We start from the raw sequence: 25563 nt of genomic DNA on the forward strand, positions 1-25563 counted from the left end.
AATTACAGTACACCTACAGAAGTGCAAGATAAAGTAATACCTAAATTAATAGATAAAAATAATATTTTAGTTAAATCTAAAACAGGAACAGGAAAGAGTGCATCATTTGCAATACCTATATGCAATCAAATAAAATCACTAGAAAAAGATTTAAAAGCATTGGTAATTGTACCTACTAGAGAATTAGCTCTACAAGTAAAAGAAGAAATTGAAAATATAGGACGAATAAAAAGAATAAAATGCAGTGCAATTTTAGGAAAAGACTCATTTAGTAATCAAGTATTAGAATTAAAACAAGGTGTTAATGTTATAGTAGCGACACCAGGGAGAATGATAGATCATATAACAAAGGGCAGTGTAGACTTAAGTAAATTAGAGTATTTTGTTATAGATGAAGTAGATAAAATGTTTACAAAAGGATTCAAAACAGATATAGATACAATTATGAAAAATATAGACAAAAATGTATGTAAAGCATTTTTCTCAGCAACAGTAGAAGATGACTTAAAAAATATATGTGATGAATATATGAAAGAATATGATTATATCGAAATAAAAGAATCTATAAATAAACTACAAAATAAAATACTTCAACAATATATACAAGTTGATATAAAAAACAGCTCAAAATATAAATATTTAGAATCGTTATTATATAAATTTAAGCCAGATACTGCGATTATATTTACAAATACAAAAAAACAAGCCCAAAATCTATATGAAAAAATGAAAGAAAGTGGATTTTTAGTAGAACATATTAGTGGAGATATATCACAAGAGAGAAGATTTTACATAATAGATTCTTTCAAAAAACATGAATTTAATATATTAATAAGTAGTGATATTATATCTAGAGGTATTCATATAGATGATGTATCTTTAGTTGTAAATTACGATATTCCAGTAGATAAAGAAGTTTATGTCCATAGAATTGGAAGAACAGGAAGGGCTGGAAAAGACGGAGTAGCAGTTAGTTTAGTATCAGAGCAAGATTATAAATACTTCGAAGAAATTAAAGATTATATAAAACAAGAAATTGACTTAATAGAAGTTGAGCATGATGAAAAAGATAAAGCAGATTATAAAATAAAAGTAAACGAATTAAAAGAAGGTAGTAGTTTAAGTACTAATTCTGATGAAGATAAGTTTGGTGGAGAAATTACAAAAATTCATATAAACATAGGAAAGAAGAAAAAAATAAGAATTGGCGATATAGTAGGAGCTTTAAACAATATAGAAAATATAGAAAATAGCGACTTAGGCGTTATAAAAATATATGATAATTACTCAACAGTAGATATATTAAATAAAAAAGGCAAAGATTTCTTAAATAACAATAGTGAAATAATAGTTAAAAATAAAAAAGCTAAAATAAGAGAAGAAAAATAATAAAAAGGTGTTTTAAATAACACCTTTTTATGCTAAAAGAGAACCTTTAATATAAGCATATTTTAATGTTTTTTGTTTTGGAGTATCATAAAGAGCCATAATTTTTACTTGGCTTTGAGGAAAATCATCTTCAAAAATTGTAAATAATGAATTTAAGTTATTATACATTTTATAGATATCATTTTTGTTTATTTTCATTTTTATAGATGAAATCATATCTTCGGTAGATATTTTAGTAGAGGACTCAAGTTTGCTTTTTATTTTATAAATTGAATCTTCGTATTCGATATAATAAGTATTATCTATAAATAAATATGGGAAAATAGATTTTTCAAATTCATCAAATTTATTTTCTTTTATATTTGTTATCTTATATAAGATAGTTAGTTTATTTGGATCTAAATTAAATTTTTTAGTCAATGAATTTATTAGTATAGGGTTTATTTCTTGAAAATTTATATACATAAAAACCTCCAAAGTAATTAATATAGTGAAATATATTTATTATTTTTTACAAGTAGAGGTAAGTTATTCATAAATTTATTTAAATTAAAAAGAGCTGGTATGGTTTCTCATATCAGCTCTTATAATTTAGGTATTTGGTATTTATTATTAAATAATTATTTATTAGTATTAGAGCATTTTTCTTCCCAGAAAGTAGCACCTTTTATTCCTAAATTTATAGGATCAAATGTTATCTCTGTAGTTGGAATTCCTGCTTTAAGTTGTCGTTCATAATCTTTGAAGCATTTCATAACTGGGTTAGATAGTATTAATATAGCTATTATATTTAACCAAGCCATCATACCAACTCCAATATCACCCATTGTCCAAGCTAATTCGGCAGATTTAACAGCACCAAATGCTATCATACCTAAGAAAACAAAGACCAATAAATATTGAGCGATTTTAGAACTTTTACCGCCAGTAATCTTCTTAATTATATAAGTTAAATTAACTTCTGCAATATAATAATAAGCCATTAATGTAGTGAATACAAAGAAGAATAGGGCTATAGTTACAAATGCACCACCGAATCCAGGAATTAAAGTATTTATACCAGCGATAGTATATTGAGGTCCTATTTGCTCTGTTGTAAATGATTGACCTGCATTATATACAACTTGTTTTGTAGTTTCATTAAAAGTTGTATAACAGTTTGTCATAAGAATCATAAAGCCAGTTGCTGAGCAAACAAATAATGTATCTACATATACTGAAAATGCTTGTACAAATCCTTGGACTGCTGGATGGTTGACTTCAGCTGCGGAAGATGCTTGTGGACCAGTACCTTGACCAGCTTCATTTGAATAAACTCCACGTTTAACTCCCCAAGCTACAGTAGAACCTACTATAGCTCCAAAAGGCGCTTGTAAACCAAATGCCCCCTTAAATATTTGAGCTAAAACATGTGGTAGTTGATTGATATTAACTATTATAATTATCAATGCCATCAAAATATATAGACCTCCCATAAAAGGAACTATAAACTCAGCAGCAGAACCGATTCTTTTTATACCACCAAGGACAACTATTCCTGTTAAAACAACTAATATAACTGCAGTAACAGTTGTATTTATATTAAATGAGCTTTTGACTGCATCAGCTATAGAGTTTGATTGAACTCCTGGCAATAATACACCTATCGCTATTACTGTAACTATAGCAAATAATAGACCATATGCCTTTGCAAATGTTGTTTCACCAAAGCCTTTTTCTATGTAATATGCGGGACCTCCACGGTATTGCCCTTCGTGCTGTTCTTTATAAAGTTGTCCTAGTGTAGACTCTGCAAATGCTGAACCTGCACCTAAAAATGCAATTGCCCACATCCAAAATAGAGCACCGGGACCACCCCAAGCTATTGCAGTTGCAACACCGGCAATATTACCAGTACCTATACGACCTGCTAATGCAGTACAAAAACCTTGAAAAGAAGAAATCCCTTCATCAGATTTTTCTCCACTAAGAAGCAATTTTACCATAACCTTGATATTTCTAACCTGAGAGAATCTTGTTCTTAGAGAAAAATATATTCCTGATAGCAAACATAAATATACTAACCACTGACTCCAGACAACATTGTAAATAGATGTTACTAAGTCTTTCATAAAAATCCCTCCTAAATATAATTTTTGAAATTAGAAAAAAGAAAATAAGTAAACTTACCATTTAAAACTAAAAAATAAATACCTTCTAATATACCTAAATTTAAAAATATATAAGAAGAGAAAAAGAGATATACTATTTTAAATAAAATAGAAAACATGGTGTACAAACTTATATACTTTTGAAGAAAAATTCGTTTTGAAATGATAAATAAACTTGAAAAATAATATACCTATAAATAAATAGTAGCTAAAATTATATAATATGTCTAAATATAAAAGTTTTTTGATATAAAAAATAATTTATATTAAAGACGTAAAAAATAAATAATTTTTGTTAAATATATTAAGTGCGATTAGGAAAGAGCTATGTATATAATTTTGAATTACATTTAATTAAAAATTATAAATTGTATTATTTTAAGTAAATGATATAATAATAATCTAGTAACTTAATATGGAGAATTAAAAATAAATACATAAAATGAATGTAAAATAGGAGGAACAAATGGAAGATTTAATAAAATCTATAGATAAAATAGTAGAAGGACAAGTTTTTAAAATAGTTATAAGTAATAAGAAAAATAAGGAAGAAAAGTATAATAAAATAAATATAAATCTAAAAGAAAATAAAACGAAACAATATTATCAAGTTGAAAAATACACTGATAAACAGGTTTTTCATGAAAATATAGAAATCGAAGACTTAAACGACTATCTTTTAGATTATATGGAAAATAGCTACAAACAATTGACTGCTTGGAGTGAAAATAATACTTTTGATTTAAAGATATCTAAAAAGGGTAAAGTATTCTTAGGCAAGAAAAACGCCAACAATTCTAACTTAGTAAATAAAGATCACAACAAAAAGAAAAATTATATATTAGAAGAAGGTATGATAATAGAACCTTTAATAGATTTAGGTGTCTTTACAAAAGAAGGTAAAGTTGTTAAATCTAAATATGATAAATATAAACAAATAAATAGATTTGTAGAAATTATAGATGATGAAATAAAGAAAAACGACTATAAAGAACTTACTATATTAGATTTTGGCTGTGGTAAATCTTACTTAACATTTATACTTTACTATTATTTTGTTGAAATTAAAAAAATAAATGTTAAAATGATAGGTTTAGACTTAAAAGAAGATGTAATTAAAAAATGTAATGAAGTAGCTAAACGTTATAAATATGATAATTTACATTTTGAATTAGGCGATATAAACGGATACAAATATAACAATAAAGTGGACATGGTTATAACTTTACATGCATGTGATACAGCTACAGATTATGCACTTTACAATGCAATAAAATGGAATGCTAAAATGATATTCTCAGTACCATGTTGTCAACATGAATTAAATCATCAAATGAAACCAGAAAATTTAAATATACTTACTAGATATGGAATAGTTCAAGAAAGAGTAGCAGCATTAATGACAGATGCAGTTAGAGGAAATTTACTTGAGGCAGTAGGATATAAAACACAGCTTTTAGAGTTTATAGATATATCTCATTCGCCCAAAAATATCTTAATAAGAGCAAGTAAAGGAAATGTTTCAAAACAAAAAATAGAGAAATCTTTAGACGAAGTAAATAAATTGATGAATGAATTTAATTTTAATCCAACTTTATACAATTTATTAAAAAATGATGAACTTATATAGAACTGATAGTCAATTACTTAATATCTTATAAATTTGTAATAATTTAAGTGTTATAATAAATCAATATAGCGTAAAAACTAACTGAAATTAGATAAGTTTTAACGAAAAACTTATTGAAAGGGGGAACATAATGAAGTATTTAAAACTAATATTCAATAGAGTTTTTGTATTTGGTCTTATGATTTTAATACAGGTCGTATATATGTTGCTTATGTTAAATAAATTTAGCCACTATTCACAAGTGTGGAGCGTTATATGTATGATACTTAGTATATTAGTAGTTCTTTTTATAGTAAATAAAGAAGATAACCCAGCATACAAAATAGCATGGATTATTCCGATTTTATTGTTTCCTATCTTTGGAGGATTATTATATCTATTTTTAGGTAATAAAAAACCTACAAGAAAGATGAGAGGAAAATTAGAAAAAGAACACGATAGAAATCATTGTATAAGAGTTCAAGATAAAAATGTAATAAAAGAAATTGAAGAACAAGATTTAAGAGTAGCTGGTCAAGTAAGGTATTTATCAAATCATATGGGATTTCCTATATATGAAAATACCAGTGCAGTTTACTATAAAAGTGGAGAAGAAAACTTTAAAGATATAGTAAAAGAATTAAAAGCTGCAAAACACTACATCTTCATGGAATACTTTATAATCGATGAAGGCGAAATGTGGAATACAATATTAGATATTTTAGAAGAAAAGGCAAAGGAAGGCTTAGATGTAAGATTAATTTACGATGATATGGGATGTGTATCTAACCTACCTTATAAATACGATAAAATACTAGAAGCTAGAGGGATTAAATGTATGGCCTTTAATCCATTTATTCCGTTTATTTCTCTTGCTATGAATAACAGAGACCATAGAAAGATAATGGTTATCGATGGTCATACTGGATTTACAGGAGGAATAAATTTAGCAGATGAATATATAAACAAAAAAGAGAGATTTGGTTATTGGAAAGACACTGGAATAATGTTAAAAGGTGAAGGTGTTTGGAATTTAACTACAATGTTCTTATATATGTGGAATTCATTTAGACCTACTGATGACGATTATAATAAATTTAGACCACATGTTCATCTAAATCAATTAGTAAAACATGATGGATATATTCAGCCATATGGTGATTCACCATTAGATGAAGAAGTCGTAGGAGAAAATGTATATTTAAACCTTATAAATAATGCGAAAAAATACGTATATATATTTACTCCATACCTTATAATCGACAACGAGATGATGACGGCACTTTGCTTAGCATCTAAAAGAGGAATTGATGTTAAGATTGTGACACCTGGTATACCGGACAAAAAGACAGTATTTAAACTTACTAGATCTTATTATCATCAACTAATCGAAAATGGAGTAGAGATTTACGAATATACACCAGGATTTTTACATGCAAAAGTAGTAGTATCTGATGATGAAGTAGCGACTGTCGGTACTATAAACTTCGACTATAGAAGTTTATATCTTCATTTTGAATGTGGAGTATTTTTATATAAATCAAAATGTATTCAAGATATAAAAGAAGATGCATTAGAAACAATTGCAAAAAGTAGAAAAATAGAAAATACAAATGTATTTGCAAGTGGAAAAATAGATACTTTATTTAGAGCTGTTCTTAGAGTATTTGCACCATTATTATAAATATTATAAAAATTTTAATTACCATCACATTTATCTGTGGTGGTAATTTTTTTGTGATAATGCTATTATTTTCATATATCATAAATTTATTGTGGACAAATAGTAGGTGGATTTGTTGCATAAAAAACTCAAGGGGTGAAATATATGAATGAAAAATTAGTTCAAATATTAAAAGAAGCTAGACATGACCCAAAATTAAAGCAAAAATTAATTGATACTAAATCTGCTAAAGACCCAATGCAGGCATTTTGTGAAGTTGCGACAGAAGCTGGATATGAAATGACAGTTGGAGAGTTGTTTCAAATAGGAGAAGAGTATGCATCAAATTTATTAAAAAGTTGCAATGGGGGAGCTGTTTACCCAATTGACGATTGGGGAGATTGGTATGAAGATTTTTTTGCATCATTGAAATAAATTTAAGAATAAACCGCCTTGTTCAAGGTGGTTTATTTAGTTTATATATCTGATATAATAAATGTAAAATATAGGGGATGTAATTTAAAAATATTTAATATAAAGGGGTATATATTATGTATGGAAAAAATAAATACAGTATAGTACTAGCTAATCCAGCAAATAATATAACAGTTTTTGTCTTAGATAATATAAAGTCAAAAGACTATAAAAACGTTGCAAAAGATATATTGGAAAATACTGATTATAAAGCAGAACAAGTTGGATTTGTAAAACAACCTACAATAGGCGGAGATATAAAACTCGAGATGATGGGGGGAGAGTTTTGTGGAAATGCGTCTAGAAGTATAGGGATGATATTTGCAAGAAATAATAAAATAAAAAGGGGTAATGTTCTTGTTGAAATAAATAGCGACAAAATACTAAATGTATATGTTGATTTAGATAAAGAAACAGCAGAAATAGAGATGCCTATACCAAAGAATATAGAGAAAATATATGTAGACGAAATGGGCGAATTTCCTATAGTGATAATTGAAGGAATAAATCATATCATAGCAGAAAATATAGATGCGACAGAAGAAAATTTTTTAAAATTTAAAAATGCTGTCTATAATAATTATGATGTTGAGGCATTTGGGGTTATGTTTTTAGACAAATTAAAAAATTATATAACTCCAGTTGTATATGTAAAAGCTACAGAAACGACTTTTTTTGAAAGTAGTTGTGGAAGTGGGACATTGGCGACAGTAGCTTATTTAGAACAAAATTTACAAAATGGAAGTCGTAAATACAGTATAAATCAACCAGGTGGGATAATAGAATCTGAGATAAATAAAGAAAATGGAATTATAAAAAAGATAACAATAGGTGGAGTTGTAAAATTAAGTCAAGTAATAAATCTAGAACTATAGCCCAAATGACCATTAATGTATATAATAAAAATACTATGATATACTTAAAATAAATAGTAAATAAATTTAAGGAGGTTTACAATGGCTGGAATTTTAAATAGATTTAAAGATATAATGTCTTCAAATATTAATGCATTATTAGATAAGGTTGAAGACCCAAATAAAATGATAGATCAATACCTTAGAAATTTAGAAAGTGACTTAGGAAAAGTAAAAGCAGAAACAGCAGCAGTAATGGCTGAAGAAACTAGAGCAAAAAGAGAATTAAATGAATGTAATGAATCTATAGATAAAATGCAAAATTATGCACAAAAGGCTTTATTAGCAGGTAATGAAGCTGATGCAAGAACATTTTTAGAAAAGAAAGAAGAATTAAATACAAAATTGACTTCACTTCAACAAACTTATGATATAGCTAGAGAAAATGCGACAAAAATGAGAGAGATGCATGATAAACTAGTAAAAGATATAGCATCATTAAATGCAAAAAGAGATGAGTTAAAAGCCAAAATGGCAATAGCACAGACACAAGAAAAATTAAATAAATTGGGTTCAAGTGTAAATGGAGCTATGGGGAATATGTCTAAATTTGATGAGATGGAAGCTAAGATAAATAAAAAATTAGATACTGCAAATGCAATGGCAGAACTAAATTCATCTAAAAAAGAAGAAAATATAGACGATTTAATGGCTAAGTATGATGAGCCAACAAGTAGCTCAAATTCAGCAATAGATGACGAGCTTGCTAAATTAAAAACTAAATTAGGATTAGATAAATAATAAAAGTTAATTAACTATACTGGAAAGGGAATATGATGGATACTGCAAAAACATATTATTGCCAAAACTGTGGGGCAGTTATGGAATTTGATGCATCTTCGCAAAATTTGAAATGCCCAAGTTGTGGCAATGAAGTTAAAATAGAACATGATGACAGTAAAATTGTAGAGCATAAACTAACTCGACATGCGATGGATTCAATAAAAGCAGAGGAAAAACAATCTACTAGTATGCAGTGTGAAGGATGTGGAGCCCTTGTAGAAGTTGATGCAACAAGTACAGCGACGACATGTCCTTATTGCGGTGCTAATTATGTTTTGGCAAAAAAACAACTGGATGCACTAATTCCAGATGGAGTTGTACCGTTTAGAATCAATAAATTACAGACGGGAGAGATATACCACAAGTGGATAAAAAGTAGGTGGCTTGCTCCAAATACATTAAAAACTCTATATCAATCAGATAAAGTTCAAGGTATATATATACCATTTTGGACATTTGATGCAGATGTAAAAGCACATTATCACGCTATGGGTGGAAAAAACTATGAAGTTACATACAAAGACGATAATGGAGAAACACATACAGAAATTAGAACGAGATGGTATCCTACTTCGGGTTATGTGCATAATTTTTTTGATGATGTACTTGTAAAAGCATCAGATAAATTAAAACCGAGCTTAGTAAACTCACTTGTATATAATACTCAAAATATATCTTCATTTTCTCCAGATTATATGTCTGGATATTGTTCAGAAATATATACAATAGATTTAGAAGATGCACATATACAAGCAAAGAAAAAAATGCAAAATGAAATGCGACATTTGTGTGAGAGAGATGTACTTAGAAAATTTGATAGAGTAAGTAGTTTGAATATGAGTTCAAACTATGATAGAGAAACGTATAAACATATTTTAGTACCGATATATTCATCTGCATATTACTATAAAGGAAAAGAATATCATATTTTAATAAATGGTCAATCTGGGGTAATATCAGGGGAATATCCAAAGAGTGTATTTAAAATAGCTGCAATAGTTGTAGTAATAATTATTATATTAATATTAGCTTTATATTATGTAAATTCATAAAAATAGGAGGAACGATATGGGTTTTTTCAGCAATCAACTGTCAAACGTAGTAGAGTGGGAACAGTTTAGAGATGATATGATTTTTTGGAAATGGGATAATAAAGAAATCAAAAAAGGAAGTAAATTAATTATTAGACCAGGCCAAGATGCAATATTTATGTTTAATGGGAAAATAGAAGGTATATTCAAAGACGAAGGAAGCTTTGATATTGAATCACAAATAGTACCTTTTTTATCTACATTAAAAGGATTTAAATTTGGATTTAATAGTGGGATGAGAGCAGAAGTATTATTTGTAAATACTAAAGAATTAACTGTTAAATGGGGAACAAAAAATGCAATAAATATACCAGCTCCAAATCTACCAGGTGGTATGCCTATTAAATCATTTGGTACGTTTTGCTGTAAAGTAGAAGATTATGGACTGCTTATAGATAAAATAGCAGGAATTAAAAAACAATTTACAATAGATGATGTAAAAGAGCGTATAATGTCTATGTTAGATCAAACTCTTATGAGATGGATAGTAAGAGAAGGAAAAGATATATTCAATCTTCAAGCTAATGCTTATGAAATATCAAAAGGAATACAAAGTGACTTAGATATGGAAATGCAAAAGATAGGAATTGGAATAACTAATTTTGCAATATCTAGCGTATCTTATCCAAAAGAAATACAAGAAATGGCTACAAAAGCAGCATCACAAAGTATGGTAAACGATATGGATAAATACACTAAGATTGCAATGGCAGATTCAATTGGTAAAAACTCAGGAGGGCATGGCTCAAATATAGCATCAGATATGGCTGGTATGCAAGTTGGAATGATGATGGGACAACAAATGGCTAATCAAATGGCGCAAAATCAACAACAAAACAATCAACAATCATATAATCAGCCACAACAGCCATCTCAACCACAACAAAATGCAAATCCTCAAGGAGGCAATGTAGCTAAATTCTGTCCAAACTGTGGAACTCCAAATAGTGCTGGGTCTAATTTCTGTCCAAATTGTGGAACAAAGTTAATATTATAAATTATATAACTTTGGACCGTATAAATAAAATAAATTAAGGGGCTGTCGCACTTTTTCTTAATGTGACATCCCCTTCTTTATAAAAAAAATCATATTTATCTTTCAGTAACATTGATAGCGCCTATAGCAGCAGGCAAACCAAAGCCCATTGTTCCAAGCACACCAGATGTTATTAATTGTTTATTTTTATTCATTTCTAAAAATTGTGTAGTCCACATTTGATGTTGACCAACATCTGTTACAAATATTCCATCAGTAAACACTTTGTTTAGATTTTCAAATATAGATTGAGGAGAGATAAATCCTTCTACAGAACTTGGAGCAGTTACTGGATGTTTTTTGTCCCAAGTTTTTATCTCATCAACCCATTGTTTTGTATTAAGCTATATGTATTATTTTTGCATTTGGCGCAAATTCGGAAATCTTTCCTGTAACTCTATCGTTAAATCTTGTACGAATTGAAAATAATACATCACATTCATTGACAGCTCTATTAGCGGCATAACTACCATGCATACCTACATTACCTATGAAAAGTGGGTGAGAAGTAGGTATTGCACCCTTACCCATTATAGTTGTGATAACTGGTACATTTGTTATATCCACAAGCTTTTCTAATTCTTCATTAGCACGAGATATATTTACACCACCGCCAATTAAAAATAAAGGTTTTTTAGCGCCTTTTAGCATTTCTAATGCTTTTTTAATTTGACCAATATGAACACCAGTGCTCGGTTTGTAGCCTCTTATATCTACTGATTTTGGATATTCAGAAGGACCAAATTCACTTACGATATTACTAGGTAAATCAACTACAACAGGACCTGGTTTTCCTGTTCTTGCTATATAAAATGCCTCTTTTATAACTCTACCCAAATCTTCTCTTTTTCTAATTGTTGTAGAGTATTTACATATAGTTCTTGTAATTCCTACTATGTCAACTTCTTGGAATGCATCATTTCCTATTACTGAAGTTGCAACTTGTCCTGTAAAACATACTAGAGGTATTCCGTCATAATTTGCATCAGCTATGCCTGTAACTAGATTAGTTGCCCCTGGTCCGCTTGTAACTAAGCAAATGCCTACTTTTCCAGTTGAACGTGCATATCCCTCTGCAGCATGTATAAGACCTTGTTCGTGTCTCGGTAATATTAGCTCTATATCTTTTTCATGATATAATGCGTCAAAAATATCCTTATCATATCCTCCTGGATAAGCAAATATTTTATCAACGCCTTCTTCGATTAAAGAATTAATTATTAATTGTGATCCTGTAATTTCCATATTGCCCCTCTATGATTTAAATGTATTAAAAAATTATATTTAAAAAGCCCCAAGCTAATAAATTAGCTTAGGGCGAATTAGTTAATCCGTGTTACCACCTAAATTCAAAGAAATTTCTTTGCACTTACTCGATACAAAATATATCGTTTCATTTTAACGGTTGAAAACCGATGAAGCCTACTTAAAAAGTTGTTCAGTTCACAGCTCAAAGGCTACTTCAATTTTATACGCATGAAAGTTTACACCAGCCACTTTCTCTCTGTGTTTTATCTAAAATCTACTACTCATTATCACAGCTTTTTATATTGTTTTATGTATGTTATATAATATAGTACAATTATTTTACTATTTATTTACATAAAATGCCAATTAAGCTCTTGCCAAAAATTACAAGTATTCAAAAAACACAGAAAAATAACGTTTCATACATAATATTTATCCACTAATTGTTAAAATTTCTAAATATTATATAAATATATATTAAAAAGATATAAACAAAATATAAATATGTATTATAATAGAGGTTGAAATTATTTTTTTAGGTTTAAAATTTTAACAGGAGGAAATAAATGGAAATAGTTGTAATAGGATGTGGTAAGGTTGGTAAAACTTTAGTCGAACATCTAGCTATGGAAGGTCATAACGTCGTCGTTATAGATACGAATCAAAAAAATGTTGAGGAAATAGTAAACAGTTATGACGTTATGGGAATATGCGGAAATGGGGCTATTCATGATATCCAAATGGAAGCTGGTGTAAATAAGGCAGATCTATTTATATCGGTTACATCATCTGATGAAGTTAACTTAATTTCATGTTTAATTGCAAGAAAAATAGGAGCGAAGAATCTAATTGCAAGGGTTAGAAATCCTGATTATGCTTCACAAATATCATTTATGAGAGATGGATTAGGAATTAGTTTAATGATTAATCCAGAAAAAGCAGCAGCAGATGAAATTGCTCGTATATTAAGATTCCCATCTGCACTTAAAGTTGATACTTTTGCGAAAGGTCTTGTCGATTTGGCAGAAATAAAAGTAAGACCAGGTAGTAAATTAGTAGGAGTATCTTTAAGTGATTTAAATAGAAAATTTAAGACAAGCGTCTTAGTTTGTGCGCTTCAAAGACAACAAAATGTCTATATACCAGATGGTAGATTTTCTTTAGAAGAAGGAGATAAGATACACATAACAGCATCTCATAAAGATTTAGAAAAATTTATGATTTCAGCTGATATTTATGAAAGAAAAATTAAATCTGCAATGATAATCGGTGGTAGTAGAATAGCATTTTACCTTGCTAAACAATTAGCCGAGATAGGTATAAAAGTAAAAATCATAGATAATGATGAAAAAATCTGTGAAAAATTAAGTGCACTTTTACCGAAAGCAGAAGTTGTATATGCAGATGGTACAGACCAAGATATTTTATTAGAAGAAGGAATTCAACATATGGATGCATGTGTATCTATGACTGGTATAGATGAAGAGAATGTAATAATATCTCTATATGCATCAAAATGTAACGTGCCAAAAGTAATTACTAAGGTAAATAGATTATCTATAATAAATATGTTGGAATCAATCGGTATAGAAAGTGTTATTTCTCCAAAAGATATAACAGCCAATCAAATTGTTAGATATGTTAGAGCAAAGGCTAATAAAGGCGATTGTGGAATAGAGACACTTTACAAAATCGTAGACAAAAAGGTCGAAGCTATAGAATTTATAGCAAAAGAAGGAGTTAGTTTCTTAGGTGTACCGCTTAAAAACTTAAAAACAAAAGATAATCTACTTGTTGCAGGTATAATGAGAGGAAATAAACTTATTGTGCCAAGTGGTGATGATTTTATTCAAGCCGGAGATAGCGTAATAATAGTAACAACAAAATCTTTCTTAACTAGCCTTGAAGACATATTGGCATAGGAGGTTGTAGTTTATGAATAGAAAGATGATTTGTAGGATTTTAGGGAATATACTTATATTTGAAGCAATTATATTATTATTGCCTTTTTTAGTATCTATTATTTATAAAGAAAATGATACAGCAATTTATTTTGTTATAACTAGTATGATCTCATTAGCAATTGGATATATTTTAGCCAATTTAAAAACTGATAATAAACATATATATGCTAAAGAAGGATTTATAATAGTAGCACTTAGTTGGATTATTGTTTCATTAATAGGTGCATTACCTTTTTATGTAAGTGGTGAAATACCAAATTATGTTGATGCATTTTTTGAAACTGTTTCAGGATTTACAACAACAGGTTCGAGTATACTAAATAATATTGAAGGATTATCAAAAGGTATGCTATTTTGGAGATGTTTCACACACTGGATAGGTGGAATGGGAGTACTTGTATTTGTATTAGCATTTTTACCAAAGTCAGAAGGACAAAATATGTTCCTTATGAAAGCTGAGGTACCAGGTCCAGTAGTCGGTAAATTAGTTTCTAAAGTACAGATGACAGCTAGAATACTATACGGTATATATGCATTTTTAACATTATTAGAAGTTATATTCTTATTATTAGGACATATGCCTTTATTTGATAGTATAGTTCATGCATTTTCGACAGCAGGGACAGGTGGATATGCTATAAAAAATACGAGTATAGCTTATTACAATAGTTATTATATCGATATGGTAATAACAGTATTTATGCTGTTATTTGGTATAAACTTCAACTTATATTATCTATTAATATTAAAAAATATAAAACAAGCATTTAAAAGTGAAGAACTTAGATGGTATATATTAATAATAGTAGTATTTACAGGAATAATTACAATCAATACATTAGGTGTGTATGGAAGTGTAGCTCAATCATTTAGATACTCCATATTCCAAGTTGCATCTATAATAACTACTACTGGTTTTGCAACTACTGATTTTGGAATGTGGCCTATGTTATCACAAATTTTAATATTACTTCTGATGGTAGTTGGAGCTTGTGCAGGTTCTACAGGTGGAGGTATGAAGATATCTCGTATTATGATACTTATAAAATCTGCAAAGTCGAGTGTTAAAAAGATGGTCAGCCCAAGAAGTGTAAGTACAATAAATGTTGAAGGAAAACCAGTAGATAAGCAAGTACTTGACTTTGCTTACTCATACTTTGTTGTATATGCATTGATATTCTTTGCATCAGTATTATTATTATCATTTGAAAACTTAGATATAGTTACGACATTTACTGCACCACTTACTTGTCTAGGTAATGTTGGACCAGGATTTGGTGATTTGATAGGGCCTGTTGGAAACTTTGCATCACTATCTAATTTTTCTAAGATAGTATTGAGTTTTGACATGTTAGCGGGACGTTTAGAATTATTCCCAATGATATTGCTTTGCTATAGTATAAAAGATTTTATAAGCAACTCAATTAAAGAAACTGTAAAAAGATAATATAAATTTTAAAATGCTATTCTCTAAATTATAGATGATAAAACAGAGAATAGCATTTTTATTATAAAAAATAATGAAAAATTTCTTATAAAATGTGCAAAAAAGTAAGAATTAATACAAAGTTTTACATAAAATGAAAAAAAATAAAAAAATAATACAATAAATAAATGATATATATGACAAAAAATATTATAATTAAAGTAGTATAAACTTTATGAAACATAATTATTGTTTCGTGTTATCTATGAGGGGAGTAATTAGTATGAAAAATGAAAATAATGTTGAACTTGTTTCACCTATAGGGGAAACTTGTAAAAGGGTTGATTTAAGAAAGGCTATGGTGCCTATTTGTGATGAGAAATTATCACCATTTGCATCATATGTAGGGGATACACATAAATTAAATAAACCTAAAAAAAATACAACAAAGGTGGAGGCAGACTTTTTACTAGAGAAAGGACATATTGGGGAAATTGAAAAGGCAATTTTATTTACAATAAATCGTCTAGTATTTGCAACATCATTACAGATTACTTATTATCTGAAAAAAAGTGGTTATCAAATAGAGTCAAAAACAGTGGCTAGAAAGCTGACAAGGCTAAAAGAAAAGAGCTTTGTAAGACAGATAGAGTTTGTGTCTGAAAATAGTATTAGTTCGTATAAAGCGTATTATTTAGGATATCATGGGACTGGTCTATTAAGAGCGTTAGATGTAAAAACGTATTCTCAAGGATATGTAAGTGAAATAAAGACATTTAAAATTAAATCTATCTTGGCATCTAATCAATTATTGACTCAAGTTATGAATGATGATTTAGAGTTTGAAGTATCTAAGGTTATAGTAAATGATAATATTAGAGGATGCATAGTTAGACCTCAGTCAATTTTAAAATTTAAGGATCATACTTTTTTAGTTGAAGTAGTTAGAAAGACTCCAGATTGGAAGGAGAAACTAAATCAAAAACTATCGAGATATGATGTAGTCTTAGAAAACTACCAAAATCTAAATGTAGAATTTAAAACAAAACCAACACTTATAATACAAGGTGAGTCTTATGAGCATATGTTTGAAATAATGAAACTATATGAAGAAAATAATTATGAACATATAGATATAATATTTACTTTTGATAGAATATTATTATATCAATTGGAAAATGCATTCTTTGTTATAAGTAAAGACACACATAAAAAAGGTATTTTATCGTTTTTATTTAGAGGGAGAAAGAAGTAGAAAAAAGTAGAAAAAAGTAGAAATAGGTAGAAATAAGTAAAAAAATGAATTTTTTTATCTAAAAATCGGGGAAATTGTTATAAATACAAAAATTCAAATATAGTTCATGTAAAATTTACATTAAATTCATATTGGAACTGTATTATTTAAGTATAGAAAGACTAGCTTAATAATTTACTTAAATACCCAGATAATGATAGATTCCCTCACACTCTTTTATCTATCATTATCAATTTGAGCCCTGTACCCTCGTTAATCAGGGCTTTTTTTTTACAGATTTTTAATTAAATAAATTTCTCATTTTTTTCAAATAACTTTAAAAAGGTAAAAAATTCTTATATAATATAAGTATTAATGAGAATTTTATATTTTTTTGTAGATTTATGTATATTTTTAGTATATATTAAAATAATTTGATTTGGAGAGGTGAGATTGTGGAAAGAACATTGATATGTGGAATTTTACTATTTGGAGTATTATTTTTATTAAATACAAAACTTGCTAAAATTTCAAGTAAAAAGATGCCTTTTAAGCTAGGAGTTTTCTTTTCTATTTTAACTCTGCTGTTCTTGGCAGTTGGGGGGATAAATGACCAATTTGGAACTATGTCATTTGTAACTTTTGTTCTTACAATAGGATGCTTTTTCTTAAGTTTTATTCAAGGTATGATAAAAATGTTTAATGGAAAAGGCGATGTAGTTTTAATGTTTTGTCTTTTAGTAATAATATTATGTGAATGCTATATTAAAGTGGATCCATATGGTTCTATTTTATATACAATATTTAAAAAGAACATAGATATACAACAGATAGAAATATACGCTATTATAGGATTTATAATATTTTTATCAACAAAAATATTCGCTGGTATTTTCTTTAAAAAGGACTTAGCTTTTTTAAATAAAAAGAAATTCCAAGTGAAAGATGGAAAAGGGAAATAACTTTATTAAAAGTTTTATACATAAACTAAAAAAGCACTAGTCTAAAAAAGACAGTGCTTTTTATATATTACAATATATTTTATTTAAGAGAAAATACAATAATTATACTTTTTACGTTAATTTAAGCGATATTAAGAATATCATACTTGAATATTATTGGTTTACAAGTATTATATATCTTGTTATTCCAGCCAAATTGAAGAAAAAAGTTAACTTCTAAATCCTTTTCTGTTTTTGATGAATCTATTGCAATTAATGCTTTTGTTATGGTTTTATTAGTATATCCTAGATTCTTTAATGCTTCTGTAATCTCGTTGTCCATATTTTGCATTATAGCCAAAGTATCATCATAATTCTCATCAAATAATGATTTTAAATTAGATATTAAGTGTATAGAACATTGGGTTTGTTCATATAAGAAGTTTATTGAATGAAGGTAGCCCTTATCTCTACTTATTATATAATACTCAATATTTTTTTTAGTATTAGATCCGATTAATAGTCCTAAACAACTTACCAATTGAAAATCAAGACAATTTTTGCCGCCAGATTCTATATGTATATTTTTTATAGTGGCTTTTGTTTCTATAGTTTTTATTAAATTGTTATGAAAATTGTGAACAATAGTCTTATCTGTTGTAAAAAGTATTATTAAATCATTTTCATCTAAATAATTAGCTCCTTTTAGTGAACGTATATTTACGTTCTCTGTATCTACTAAAAAAATCTTTTGCATTTTTAATCTCCCTTATTAATTTTTAAAATAATGAGCTCATCTATTTAGAATTATTTACAAAAAAAAATTTTATATACCATATTTTAAAATCTATAGAAAAATTTATTTCTTAAATTTAGAATAATATTAAGAAATAATTTTTATTAAGATGAAGGGGGCAAAGGGTCAAAATTAAAAGTAATTTTGATTTTATAGAATTATGAATGAAAATAAAGATAAGGCGATAGATTTTGATAAAAAATTAAAAGAAAAATTAGGGAGAGACTTAAAACAGGAAGTAGATAATGGTGAGTATGATAAACTAATAGACTATATTATAAAGGCTTATAATGAAGGGCTAAATGTGTTTTATGAGGAGGGTATTAAAGAATTTTTTGATAAATTTGCTAAAACAAATGATAAAAATTTAAGCTCTATAATAGGCATACTAGATTCACAAAGAGAAACAATAACAAATTTAAATAAAAAAATACAAAATCAAGAAAAGCGAATTGCTAAATTAGAAAAAGAAATAGAATTAATTAAAAAGAAATAAAATTAATTTTGAAAAAAATAGATAATAAATTGCAAATTATTTCAAAATGTGTTACATTACAGATATAAGTTAATAAAGATGAATTTAAAATATTCTTCAGGGCAGGGTGCAATTCCCGACCGGCGGTATAGCCCGCGAGCTACGATTGTAGTTGATTTGGTGAGATTCCAAAGCCGACAGTAAAGTCTGGATGAGAGAAGATAAAAAATGATAAAAACAAATTTAAGTTAGTTTTAGTATCATTTTAATTATTGAACGTATAGCCCTGATTATATCAGGGCTTTTTTGATTGTAAAAAAATGGTTATAAAATATGCTGATGTAAATTCATTATAGAGAAAGAAGGAATTCTTATGAAATTTGACTCAAAATCTCAAGAAGATAATTACTATATGAAAAAGGCTTTAGAGCTTGCGAAATTGGGAATTGGTGCAGTAAATCCAAATCCATTAGTAGGATGCATTATAGTTAAAAATAATAAAATAATTGGACAAGGATATCATATGGAATATGGTCAAGCACATGCGGAAGTAAATGCAATAAATAGTGCTAAGGAAGATATAAAAGATTCTACAGTGTATGTTACATTAGAACCTTGTTCACATTTTGGCAAAACACCTCCATGTGCAGATAATTTAATAAGGCATAAGGTTAAAAGAGTTGTAATTTGTAATACAGATCCCAATCCACTAGTAGCAGGAGGCGGAATAAAAAAATTACGAGAATCTGGAATTGAAGTTACAACAGGGATTTTAAAAGAAGAAGGTCTAAAGTTAAATGAGGTATTTTTTCACTACATAAAAAACAATAAACCATTAGTTATTTCAAAAACTGCTGTTAGTATGGATGGAAAAATAGCGACTAAACATATGGAATCTAAGTGGATTTCAAACGAAAAATCTAGACAAATGACGCATGAATTTAGAAATAAATATATGGCTATTATGGTAGGTATAAATACCGTTTTAAAAGATAACCCGAGTTTGACAACTAGGATAGAAAATCAAAAAACTAGAAATCCGATAAGAATAGTAATCGATACTAATTTAAAAATTCCTATGGACTTAAACTTAGTAAAAGATAAAAAAGCAAAAACAATAATTTTTACATGCAAAAACGACTTAAGCAAGATAAACTTACTCAAAGAAAACAATGTAGATGTATATATTTCACCAAAAGATGAATCAGGAGTAGATTTAAATTTTGTAATAAAAAAATTGGGTGAATTAAAAATAGATTCAGTATTAGTCGAAGGTGGGGCGACTTTAAATGACAGTTTATTTAGAAAAAATTTAGTTGATAAAGTTAAAATATTTATGGCTCCGAAGATAATAGGAGGAAAGGATGCACCTAGTTTTGTATCTGGAATGGGAATTGAGAGTTTGAGTGATGCAATAAACTTACATATTACAAATACAACAATGATAGATAATGATATTTTGATAGAGGCAGATGTAATTAAATAAATTTGATTACAGAGAGGAGGTATTATGTTTACTGGAATTGTCGAAGAAGTCGGAATAGTTAAAAATATTACGGCGAGTGGTAAAAGTGGGAAGATAAGAATTTGTGCAAATAAAGTTTTAGAAGATGTAAATCTAGGTGATTCTATAGCGGTTAATGGAGTATGCTTAACAGTTTGTGAAGTATTTCAAAATGAATTTGTAGCAGATGTGATGATGGAAACTGTAAGAGCGACAAATTTAAGCACATTAACAAGAAATTCAAAAGTAAATCTGGAAAGAGCTATGAGCTTATCATCGAGATTTGGAGGACATATAGTTACAGGTCACGTGGATACAACAGGAACAATAATAGATTTTAAAAAAGAAGAAAATGCAGTTTGGATTAGTATAAAATCTGATGAAAGCTTTTTAGATTATGTCGTTTATAAAGGCTCAATAACTATAGATGGCGTAAGTCTTACGGTAGCTTTTGTAGATAAAAAAATCCTAAAAGTATCAATAATACCTCACACAAAAGAAAGTACAACGCTTTTAGAAAAAAAGGTAGGAGACTTAGTAAATTTAGAAAGTGATATTATTGGTAAGTATGTAAAGAGATTTATGATAAATTTTAATGAAGGTGAAAAAGAAAAAAATAAAAGTAATATAGATTTAGATTTTCTAATGAAAAATGGATTTTAATAATATAGGGGTGATTTTATGAGAAGATTTAATACAGTATTAGAAGCGATAGAAGATTTAAAGCAAGGAAAAATGATAATTGTTGTAGATGATGAAGACAGAGAAAATGAGGGCGATTTACTTATGGCCGCTGATAAAGTTACACCAGAAGCGATAAACTTTATGACTAAATACGGTAGAGGGCTTATATGTATGCCTGCTTTAAAAGAAAAATTTGATCAAATAAATCTACCACTTATGGTCAGAAATAACACAGATTCTTTTAAAACAGCATTTACTATTTCTATAGATGGAACAAATACAACAACAGGAATATCAGCATTTGATAGATGCGAGACAATAAGACAGTTTGTAAATAAAGATGCAAAAGAATCAGATTTTAATACACCTGGTCATATGTTTCCATTAGTAGCAAAAGACGGTGGTGTTCTTGTTAGAAATGGACATACAGAGGCTGCAGTAGACTTAGCAAAAATTGCAGGATTTTCACCAGTAGGCGTTATATGTGAAATTTTAAAAGAAGATGGAACAATGGCTAGAGTAGATGATTTAATGAAATTTAAAGACGAGCATGATTTAAAAATAATAACTATAGCTGATTTAATCAAATATAGAAAAATTACAGAGATAACAGCAGAGAGAGTTAGTAGCGCAAAATTACCGACAAGTTACGGAATATTTGAAATAATCGGATATAGAGATAAATACAACGGTGAAGAACATGTAGCCCTTAAATATGGAGATTTAGACAGTGAAGATGTATTAGTTAGAGTACATTCAGAGTGTTTAACTGGGGATGCTTTTCACTCAATAAAATGTGATTGTGGAAAACAACTAAACTCTGCTATGGAGGCAATTGCTAAAAATGGAAGCGGACTTGTAATCTACCTTAGACAAGAGGGACGAGGAATCGGTCTTATAAATAAAATTAGAGCTTATCATATGCAAGATAAGGGATACGATACAATAGAGGCAAATTTAGTTTTAGGATTTGAAAATGATTTGAGAGATTTTAATATGGCTGCTCAAATATTAAAAGATTTAGGAATACATAGTATAAGACTTTTAAGTAATAACCCAGATAAACTAGGTCAACTAGAGGAATATGGAATAAAAATAAATGAAAGAGTCTCAACAGAAGAAGAAATAACAAAATACAATATAGATTATTTAAGAACAAAACGAGATAAAATGGGGCATATGCTAGATATAGGATAAGAATATATGCTTATTATTAATATAAATTCAATTTAAATATCTCAGAATATGAAATATAGATTTAGATTAAATAGAGTATGTAATTATAAAGTAAAAATAATTTTAAAATATATAAATCAGTAAAATTGGGAGGAAAATAATATGATATATGAAGGAAAATTAAATGGAAGTGGATTAAAAATAGGTATAGTAGCAGCTCGTTTCAATGAGTTTATAGTATCTAAATTAGTGTCAGGAGCACAAGATTGCCTATATCGCCACAATGTAGCAAAAGAAGATATCGAATTAGCATGGGTTCCAGGTGCATTTGAAATACCACTTGTTGCACAAGCAATGGCGAGAACTAAAAAATACGATGCAATCATATGCTTAGGTTGTGTTATAAGAGGGGCAACTTCTCACTATGATTATGTTTGTAATGAAGTATCAAAAGGAATAGCAAAGGTGTCTTTAGATGAAAATATGCCAGTAATGTTTGGTGTAGTTACAACAGAAAACATAGAACAAGCTATTGAAAGAGCAGGAACAAAAGCAGGAAACAAGGGATATGATTGCGCTATGGGAGCATTAGAAATGGTATCTCTATTAAAAGGAATAAAATAAACAAATTTTTATAATATATTATAAAATTTATAAATTAAAACTAGCCTAATGAGATTAATAAAATTTCTCGTTAGGTTATTTTTTTAAAAATAAGAATATTGTTCTTTTCATATATTAGTATTAAAATATAATTATAAAATGGGGGAAAAACATTAATATGAGAGGCGAATAATATATGGATTCAAAAAAAATAAATTGTTTAAAGGGTGATGATGAAATAGATAATATAGAATTTATTGTTGCTACAGATTTGCACTATATCTCTCCAAAGGCAGACCCTGAAGGAGAATTAATAGAAATCTGTAAAACAAAAGGCGATTTAAAGCAAATGAGATATGCCTCTGAAATAATAGATGTACTTATAGACGAAGTTATCAAGTATAAGCCAAATGGGGGGCTAATTATATGTGGAGATTTAACATATAATGGCGAAATGGTAAGTCATATCGATCTTATGAAAAAATTACAAAAAATAATAGATAACAAAATAAACATATATGTTATACCTGGTAATCACGACATAAAAAATTATAATGCATATAAATATAAAGCATCACAAAAAGTACCGATAAAATCTGTTTTTCCAGAAATGTTTAAACAAATATATTTTAACTGTGGTTATGAAAACGCAAAAGATTTAGATGAAAATTCTCTTAGTTATGTAACTGAAATATCAGAAGATTTATGGCTTGTAATGCTTGATACTAATTTCTATCAAAATAACAATTGGAAAAACCCAGTTGCGATAAAAGGTATATTGAGTGATAGTACATATGAGTGGCTAGAGAAAAATTTAAAAGAAGCTAAAGAAAAGAATAAAAAAGTAATAACAGTTACACATCACAGCTTAGTAGACCATAATGATTTAATGAATAAAGGATATACATTAGAAAATAATCAGAGGCTTATAGAATTATATGCTAAATATGATGTTATCTTAAATTTAAGTGGACATCTTCATATACAACATATAAAACCAGGTTATAGCAAAACTACTAAGAAGAGAAAAATATACGATGTAGCTACAAGTTCATTAGTTGTATGTAGAAATCAATATGCCACTTTAAAATACAAGCCCAAAAAAGAAATATATTATAAAACAAGAGTAGTTGATGTTTCTAGATGGGCATTTAAAAAAGGTATCTTAGATAATAATCTGCTTCATTTCAATTATTATTCCTATAATTACGCATATACTCAAACGTATAAAAAAATATATTTTGAATTATTGAGAAGAAATTTAAGTGAATATGAAGCTAAAATGATGTCTAGCACATTGTCAAAACTAAATCCAGCCTTTTTCAGCGGTACAGTAGTTGAAATTTATAGAATAATTGAAGTAAGCGATAATTATAAAATCTGGTCTTTAGTCAGTGATATTTTTTATCATAAATATATAGATAGTATTATGAAAGAGAAAAAATATGACCATAATACACTTAGGCTATCTCTTAGAGAAGATGATGGGTCTTTTGGAGAAGTTATTTGGAATAAAGATAAAGGATGAGGATATGGATAATAGCTTAATACTTACGATTATTGATTTAATAGGAAAAAGTAAAACAAATACACTAATAGAAAAGGGATTTTTGAATGAATCACTAAATTTATCACAAGAAGATATACAAAAATGTATATCTAAATATAAAGAAATAGATGAAAACTTTGAAGTACCTAGCTTAGACAAAATAAAAACAACAATCGAAAATTCTATAAATACTTTATCTGAATCGTATAAGCTTGGTATAAAGTCGACTAATATTTTTAATGATGATTTTCCAACCAAATTAAAAAATATAAAAGATAGATCACTATTGATTTTTTATAAAGGAAATTTAGAATGTCTTTATGAAAAAAACTCAATAGCCATAATAGGCACGAGAAATCCAACAGAACAGGGAAAACAAGTAGCAGAAGATTTAGCAAAGTCTTATGCTAAAGAAGGTTTTGTAATTGTATCTGGGCTTGCAAGTGGATGTGATACTTTTGCACATATAGGCTGCTTAAAGTCAAAAGGCAAGACTATTGCTACATTGCCATGTGGACTAGATAAATGCTATCCAAATGAAAATAAAGATTTAGCAGATGAAATAATAAAAACAGGTGGATGTTTAATTAGTGAATACAAGATAAACACAAATCCTTCAAAAAATAAATTTATACAGAGAGATAGGCTACAAGCTGCACTTAGTTTAGGGATTGTAGTTGTAGAGTGTGCTGTAGAATGTGGAACTATGCATACTGTCAATTTTGCTAAAAAATACAACAAACAAATTGCTGTTTCAACTCACAAAGAGATAAAAAACGATATCGAAACAGTTAAGGGAAACTTATATCTTCTAGAAAATAAAGATGTAATTGACCTTAAAAATAAAAAAGACT

The 25563-nt window shown here is 28.1% G+C and carries 24 protein-coding genes, 1 riboswitch and 1 other annotated feature; of the genes, 19 read left to right on the top strand and 5 right to left on the bottom strand.

Features of this window, described 5'->3' with window-relative positions:
- A partial coding sequence (locus RDX53_RS08540) for a DEAD/DEAH box helicase (RefSeq protein WP_307993971.1) occupies positions 1 to 1389 on the top strand: 1389 nt, incomplete at its 5' end.
- Between the two features lie 27 nt (positions 1390 to 1416).
- Here RDX53_RS08540 and RDX53_RS08545 read toward each other — a convergent pair.
- Positions 1417 to 1854 (bottom strand): hypothetical protein, encoded by a 438-nt coding sequence (locus RDX53_RS08545; protein WP_295576126.1) that lies wholly within the window; start codon positions 1852 to 1854, stop codon positions 1417 to 1419.
- Between the two features lie 155 nt (positions 1855 to 2009).
- Positions 2010 to 3500 carry a sodium:alanine symporter family protein gene (locus RDX53_RS08550; RefSeq protein WP_295675391.1) on the bottom strand — a complete coding sequence of 497 codons (1491 nt, stop codon included), beginning with the start codon at positions 3498 to 3500 and terminating at the stop codon, positions 2010 to 2012.
- Positions 3501 to 4005: 505 nt separating this feature from the next.
- Between RDX53_RS08550 and RDX53_RS08555 the strand changes: the two genes are divergently transcribed.
- From RDX53_RS08555 to RDX53_RS08585, 7 genes are all read left to right on the top strand, one after another.
- On the top strand, positions 4006 to 5169 hold the full coding sequence (locus RDX53_RS08555; RefSeq protein WP_195930933.1) for an SAM-dependent methyltransferase: 1164 nt from the start codon (positions 4006 to 4008) through the stop codon (positions 5167 to 5169).
- A gap of 130 nt (positions 5170 to 5299) precedes the next feature.
- Positions 5300 to 6832 carry a cardiolipin synthase gene (gene cls, locus RDX53_RS08560; RefSeq protein ID WP_295675389.1) on the top strand — a complete coding sequence of 511 codons (1533 nt, stop codon included), beginning with the start codon at positions 5300 to 5302 and terminating at the stop codon, positions 6830 to 6832.
- A 144-nt stretch (positions 6833 to 6976) separates the two neighbouring features.
- Positions 6977 to 7246, top strand: a complete 270-nt coding sequence (locus RDX53_RS08565) for a Nif11-like leader peptide family natural product precursor (protein ID WP_195930935.1) — start codon at positions 6977 to 6979, stop codon at positions 7244 to 7246.
- 116 nt (positions 7247 to 7362) lie between these two features.
- Entirely contained in the window at positions 7363 to 8160 is a 798-nt protein-coding gene (locus tag RDX53_RS08570; RefSeq protein WP_195930936.1) for a hypothetical protein, read from the top strand.
- 81 nt (positions 8161 to 8241) lie between these two features.
- The gene (locus RDX53_RS08575; protein WP_295576122.1) at positions 8242 to 8940 is read left to right on the top strand and encodes a PspA/IM30 family protein; all 699 of its coding nucleotides are present in this window, start codon (positions 8242 to 8244) and stop codon (positions 8938 to 8940) included.
- Positions 8941 to 8975: 35 nt separating this feature from the next.
- Positions 8976 to 10034 carry a hypothetical protein gene (locus RDX53_RS08580; RefSeq protein WP_295733209.1) on the top strand — a complete coding sequence of 353 codons (1059 nt, stop codon included), beginning with the start codon at positions 8976 to 8978 and terminating at the stop codon, positions 10032 to 10034.
- 16 nt (positions 10035 to 10050) lie between these two features.
- Positions 10051 to 11070 carry an SPFH domain-containing protein gene (locus tag RDX53_RS08585; protein WP_295779244.1) on the top strand — a complete coding sequence of 340 codons (1020 nt, stop codon included), beginning with the start codon at positions 10051 to 10053 and terminating at the stop codon, positions 11068 to 11070.
- A 95-nt stretch (positions 11071 to 11165) separates the two neighbouring features.
- On the opposite strand, the gene RDX53_RS14060 is transcribed toward RDX53_RS08585, so the two are convergent.
- Together RDX53_RS14060 and RDX53_RS08590 are read right to left on the bottom strand one after the other, a co-directional pair.
- Positions 11166 to 11333 (bottom strand): thiamine pyrophosphate-dependent enzyme, encoded by a 168-nt coding sequence (locus RDX53_RS14060; protein WP_331607067.1) that lies wholly within the window; start codon positions 11331 to 11333, stop codon positions 11166 to 11168.
- Positions 11334 to 11448: 115 nt separating this feature from the next.
- Positions 11449 to 12354, bottom strand: a complete 906-nt coding sequence (locus RDX53_RS08590) for a thiamine pyrophosphate-binding protein (RefSeq protein WP_331607069.1) — start codon at positions 12352 to 12354, stop codon at positions 11449 to 11451.
- 65 nt (positions 12355 to 12419) lie between these two features.
- Positions 12420 to 12657: a binding site (T-box leader), on the bottom strand.
- A gap of 266 nt (positions 12658 to 12923) precedes the next feature.
- On the opposite strand from RDX53_RS08590, the gene trkA reads away from it, so the two are divergent.
- From trkA to RDX53_RS08610, 4 genes are all read left to right on the top strand, one after another.
- Positions 12924 to 14279 carry a Trk system potassium transporter TrkA gene (gene trkA / locus RDX53_RS08595; RefSeq protein WP_307993973.1) on the top strand — a complete coding sequence of 452 codons (1356 nt, stop codon included), beginning with the start codon at positions 12924 to 12926 and terminating at the stop codon, positions 14277 to 14279.
- A 13-nt stretch (positions 14280 to 14292) separates the two neighbouring features.
- Positions 14293 to 15768, top strand: a complete 1476-nt coding sequence (locus RDX53_RS08600) for a TrkH family potassium uptake protein (RefSeq protein ID WP_307993974.1) — start codon at positions 14293 to 14295, stop codon at positions 15766 to 15768.
- A gap of 262 nt (positions 15769 to 16030) precedes the next feature.
- Positions 16031 to 17002, top strand: coding sequence for a replication-relaxation family protein (locus RDX53_RS08605; protein ID WP_295576047.1), 972 nt, complete (start codon positions 16031 to 16033; stop codon positions 17000 to 17002).
- A gap of 434 nt (positions 17003 to 17436) precedes the next feature.
- Positions 17437 to 17943, top strand: a complete 507-nt coding sequence (locus RDX53_RS08610; protein WP_195931826.1) for a hypothetical protein — start codon at positions 17437 to 17439, stop codon at positions 17941 to 17943.
- Between the two features lie 121 nt (positions 17944 to 18064).
- On the opposite strand, the gene RDX53_RS08615 is transcribed toward RDX53_RS08610, so the two are convergent.
- Positions 18065 to 18679 carry a PIN domain-containing protein gene (locus RDX53_RS08615; RefSeq protein ID WP_195931827.1) on the bottom strand — a complete coding sequence of 205 codons (615 nt, stop codon included), beginning with the start codon at positions 18677 to 18679 and terminating at the stop codon, positions 18065 to 18067.
- A gap of 199 nt (positions 18680 to 18878) precedes the next feature.
- Between RDX53_RS08615 and RDX53_RS08620 the strand changes: the two genes are divergently transcribed.
- The 7 genes from RDX53_RS08620 to dprA form a co-directional block, all read left to right on the top strand.
- On the top strand, positions 18879 to 19214 hold the full coding sequence (locus tag RDX53_RS08620; RefSeq protein WP_307993975.1) for a hypothetical protein: 336 nt from the start codon (positions 18879 to 18881) through the stop codon (positions 19212 to 19214).
- An 88-nt stretch (positions 19215 to 19302) separates the two neighbouring features.
- Positions 19303 to 19420: riboswitch (FMN riboswitch) on the top strand.
- A 146-nt stretch (positions 19421 to 19566) separates the two neighbouring features.
- Positions 19567 to 20679 (top strand): bifunctional diaminohydroxyphosphoribosylaminopyrimidine deaminase/5-amino-6-(5-phosphoribosylamino)uracil reductase RibD, encoded by a 1113-nt coding sequence (gene ribD / locus RDX53_RS08625; RefSeq protein ID WP_307993976.1) that lies wholly within the window; start codon positions 19567 to 19569, stop codon positions 20677 to 20679.
- A gap of 24 nt (positions 20680 to 20703) precedes the next feature.
- Complete coding sequence (locus RDX53_RS08630) at positions 20704 to 21360, top strand: riboflavin synthase (RefSeq protein WP_295576052.1); 657 nt, start codon at positions 20704 to 20706, stop codon at positions 21358 to 21360.
- Positions 21361 to 21378: 18 nt separating this feature from the next.
- Positions 21379 to 22578 (top strand): bifunctional 3,4-dihydroxy-2-butanone-4-phosphate synthase/GTP cyclohydrolase II, encoded by a 1200-nt coding sequence (locus RDX53_RS08635; RefSeq protein ID WP_295675370.1) that lies wholly within the window; start codon positions 21379 to 21381, stop codon positions 22576 to 22578.
- Between the two features lie 141 nt (positions 22579 to 22719).
- Positions 22720 to 23181 (top strand): 6,7-dimethyl-8-ribityllumazine synthase, encoded by a 462-nt coding sequence (gene ribE / locus RDX53_RS08640; RefSeq protein ID WP_295675367.1) that lies wholly within the window; start codon positions 22720 to 22722, stop codon positions 23179 to 23181.
- Between the two features lie 175 nt (positions 23182 to 23356).
- Positions 23357 to 24688: a metallophosphoesterase gene (locus tag RDX53_RS08645; protein WP_295733196.1), complete on the top strand. Its 1332-nt coding sequence runs from the start codon at positions 23357 to 23359 to the stop codon at positions 24686 to 24688.
- A gap of 4 nt (positions 24689 to 24692) precedes the next feature.
- A partial coding sequence (dprA, locus tag RDX53_RS08650) for a DNA-processing protein DprA (protein ID WP_307993977.1) occupies positions 24693 to 25563 on the top strand: 871 nt, incomplete at its 3' end.

Source organism: uncultured Intestinibacter sp. (assembly GCF_902468165.1).
GTDB lineage: Bacteria > Bacillota > Clostridia > Peptostreptococcales > Peptostreptococcaceae > Intestinibacter.